4 protein-coding genes and 1 pseudogene are annotated in these 3503 nt (G+C 73.1%); all 5 read right to left on the reverse strand.

Annotated features, from left to right (window positions below):
* The coding region (gene mnmA, locus L2I40_RS20705; RefSeq protein WP_237217064.1) for a tRNA 2-thiouridine(34) synthase MnmA at positions 1-903 on the reverse strand (903 nt) is incomplete at its 3' end.
* Positions 903-1583 carry a TenA family protein gene (locus L2I40_RS20710; protein WP_308116440.1) on the reverse strand — a complete coding sequence of 227 codons (681 nt, stop codon included), beginning with the start codon at positions 1581-1583 and terminating at the stop codon, positions 903-905. The genes mnmA and L2I40_RS20710, both read right to left, overlap by 1 nt.
* A gap of 22 nt (positions 1584-1605) precedes the next feature.
* A complete protein-coding gene (locus L2I40_RS20715) occupies positions 1606-1935 on the reverse strand; it encodes a ferredoxin family 2Fe-2S iron-sulfur cluster binding protein (RefSeq protein ID WP_237217066.1) in 330 nt (109 codons plus the stop codon).
* Positions 1936-1943: 8 nt separating this feature from the next.
* A complete protein-coding gene (locus tag L2I40_RS20720) occupies positions 1944-3155 on the reverse strand; it encodes a cysteine desulfurase family protein (RefSeq protein WP_237217067.1) in 1212 nt (403 codons plus the stop codon).
* An 18-nt stretch (positions 3156-3173) separates the two neighbouring features.
* Positions 3174-3503 (reverse strand): annotated as a pseudogene (locus L2I40_RS20725) (cysteine desulfurase); the annotation flags it as partial.

Here is a 3503-nt window from a genome sequence, read left to right on the forward strand (position 1 = left end):
CAGCTTGGCCTGCACGCGAAGCGGCGCGGCGGGCGGCGCGACGAGCCAGTTCACCTCGCCCACCTCCACCTCCGGCCGCGGCAGGGCCGCGCGCGGGCCGACCACCACGCGCCGCCGGGCCGCGTCCAGCGCCACCACGAAGAGCCGGTCGCCGCCGCCAATCCCGAGGCCGCGGCCCTGCCCCACCGTGTAGCGCCCGATGCCGCGATGCGTCCCCAGCACGCGCCCGTCGAGGTCCACGATCTCGCCCGGCTCAGCCGTCTCGGGGCGCAGCTTCGCCACCGTCGCGGCGTAGTCGCCGGAGGGCACGAAGCAGATGTCCTGGCTGTCCGGCTTCTCCGCCACCGGCAGGCCGAGCCGCGCCGCCTCGGCGCGCACCGCCGCCTTGTCCGGCATGCCGCCGAGCGGGAAGCGCGCGAAGTCCAGCTGCGTGCGCGTCGTCAGGGCGAGGAAGTAGGACTGGTCGCGCGCCGGATCGGCGGCACGGTGCAGCTCCGGCCCGTCCGCGCCCTCGACGCGGCGCGCATAATGCCCGGTCGCCAGCGCCTCGCAGCCCAGGTCGCGGGCGAGCGCGACGAGGTCCTGGAACTTCACCGTCTGGTTGCAGCGGATGCAGGGGATCGGCGTTTCGCCGCGCGCATAGGTCTCGGCGAAATCCTCGATCACCGCGCTCCGGAACCGCGCCTCGCGGTCCAGCACATAGTGCGGGATGTCGAGCGCGTCGGCGACGCGCCGCGCATCGTGGATGTCCTGCCCCGCGCAGCAGGCGCCCTTCTTCGCGACGGCCGCGCCGTGGTCGTAGAGCTGCAGCGTCGCGCCGACCACCTCGTGCCCGGCCTGCCTCATCAGCCCTGCGACGACCGAGGAATCGACGCCGCCCGACATCGCGACGAGCACGCGCATCAGCCGCGCAGCCCCATCTGCCAGAACTCGGCTTCCAGCCGGGCCGCCTTCGCGAAATCGGCGCTCAGCGACGCGAAGCGGGCCGCTCCGCCATGGCTTTCGCCGAGCGCATCCAGCCGCGCCGCCGCGCCGCGCGCCAGCGCCTGGTACTCCGCCCCCGCATACATCGCGATCCAGGATTCATAAGGATTGTCGTCGCGGCTGCGCGTCGGGCTCGCCTCGATCATCAGCGCGATCTCGCCATAGCCCACGGTGCAGGGCGCCAGCGCGACCTCGAGATCCAGGATGTCACCCGCCATGCCGCGGTCGAGCACCCAGCGCGTATAGGCCACCGTCTCGGCCGCCTCGGGCTCGTTCAGCACCGCCTGCTCGCTCAGCCCCCATTCCGCGCAGTAGCCGACATGCAGCGTCATCTCGTGCAGCAACGCCCCGATCGCGCCCGACTTCTCGCGGAAGGCGTCCAGGCTTTCCGCCTTGTAGGCGGCCAGCGCCTGCGCGCGCACGAACTGCACCAGGAAAAGGTAGTCCTGCACGAGATACCGCTTGAAGGCGGTCAGCGGCAGCGTGCCGTCAGCGATCCCCTGCACGAAGGGATGCCAGGTATAGGCGCGCCACTCCGCCGCGCAGGCCTGCTTCAGCCGCCGGAACAGCCCGCCCGGCGCGCCGTACTCGCTATCCAAGAGCGTCGCGCCGCAGGCGCGCTCACCCGAGGGCATTTCGCGTGGCGGACGGCAGCTTCACCACCAGCCCGTCCAGCGCCTCGGTCATGATGATCTGGCAGCCCAGCCGGCTGGTCTCCTGCAGGTCGAAGGCGAGGTCGAGCATGTCCTCTTCGTCCTCCGTCGCCTCGGCCAGCTTGCCGTACCAGGCCGGGTCCACGACGACATGGCAGGTCGAGCAGGCCAGCGACCCCTCGCAGGCGCCCTCGATGTCCACCCCGTGCTTGTGCGCGATCTCGAGCACCGACAGGCCGAGCGGCGCGTCCACGTCCTTGCGCGTTCCGTCACGCTCGATGAAGGTCATCTTCGGCATCTGAAGTTCTACTCCGCGGCGCCTGCCAACCCGGGCGGAGCGCTGGTTCCTGACGCGACGGCCCGGCGCCAGGCGGCTGCGAGCGCCGCGGCGGCCAGGTCCACCTCGGCCGGGGAGGTAAAGCGGCCGATCCCGATCCGCAAGGTCGCCCGCGCCACATCCTCCGCCAGCCCGAGCGCCTTCAGGACATGGGAGGGCTCGACCTCGGCCGACGAGCAGGCGGAGCCGGTGGAGACGCAGACCTCCGGCGCGCCTTCCATCACCTGCTGCGCCGTCACGCCGCCCGGGAAGGCGAGCGACAGGTTCCCCGCCACGCGCGGCGCTTCGGGCGCGTTCAGCGCGAGGCCCGGCACCGCCGCCGCCAGCGCCGCCAGGAAGCGCTCGCGTTGCCCGGCGATCCGCCCGGCATCCAGCGCCGCCTCCTGCGCCGCGATCCGGCAGGCCTCGCCGAGGCCGACGATCAGCGGCGCCGGCAGCGTGCCGCTCCGCAAGCCCCGCTCCTGCCCGCCGCCCGAGAAGAGCGGCGCGAGGCGCACCCGCGGCCGCCGCCTGACATACAGCGCCCCGATCCCCTTCGGCCCGTAAAGCTTGTGGCCCGAGAGCGACATCAGGTCCGCCCGGATCGCGCCGACATCGAGCGGGATGCGCCCCGCCGCCTGTGCCGCATCGGTGTGGACCAGCGCCCCGTGCCGCTTGGCGATCTCCCCGATCGCGGCGAGGTCCTGGATGACGCCGATCTCGTTGTTCACCGCCATGACGGAGACGAGCAGCGTGGGCGCCTCGGCCAGCGTCGCCTCCAGCAGCCCGAGGTCGAGCAGGCCGGAGGGTGCCACCGGCAGCACCACCGGCTCGAAGCCCTCCGCGCCGAGATCCTTCACGCTCTCCAGGACGCATTTATGCTCGGTGGCGAGCGTCACCACGCGCCGCCGCTCCGTTCCCTGTGCGGCGGCGAAGCGGGCGGCTCCCTTGATCGCCAGGTTGTTCGATTCGGTGGCGCCCGAGGTGAACAGGATCTCGTTCGGCTCCGCGCCGATCAGCGCCGCGACATGCCGGCGCGCCGCCTCCACCGCCTCCTCGGCCGCGCGGCCCATCGCATGCTCGACCGAGCCCGGATTGGCGAAGTTCGCCTCCCACCACGGGCGCATGGCCGCGAGCACGCGCGGATCGACCGGCGTGGTCGCGTGGTTGTCGAGGTAGATCGGGCGGTTGGGCCGGCTCATCGCGCGCTAGATGGCGTGTCAGGCGGCGTGGCGCGAGAGCCGGTCGCGCATGGCCGACCACGCCGCGACGAAGCGCTCCGCCGCATCCTCCGGGGCGTTCCAGGGCAGCGAGACGCGGATCGCGCAGCCGGCGTCCTCGCCGAGCCCCATCGCCGCCAGCACATGGCTGCGCCCCACCTTGCCCGAGGAGCAGGCCGCCCCGGCCGAGACGCGGATGCCGGCGAGGTCGAGGGCGATCACCTGCGTCTCCGCCGGCACGCCGGGCAGGATCAGGCTCGTCGTGTTCGGCAGCCGCGGCGTGCCGGCGCCGGCGACCACCGCGCCCTGCGCCACGCAGGCCGCCTCGAT

The sequence above is a fragment of the Falsiroseomonas oryziterrae genome (assembly GCF_021864505.1).
Lineage (GTDB): Bacteria > Pseudomonadota > Alphaproteobacteria > Acetobacterales > Acetobacteraceae > Falsiroseomonas > Falsiroseomonas oryziterrae.

What these genes read in the sequence shown, in the direction of transcription:
- L2I40_RS20715 (WP_237217066.1), bottom strand. Translation starts at nt 1,935, where the DNA reads ATGCCGAAGATGACCTTCATCGAGCGTGACGGAACGCGCAAGGACGTG.
- L2I40_RS20720 (WP_237217067.1), bottom strand. Translation starts at nt 3,155, where the DNA reads ATGAGCCGGCCCAACCGCCCGATCTACCTCGACAACCACGCGACCACG.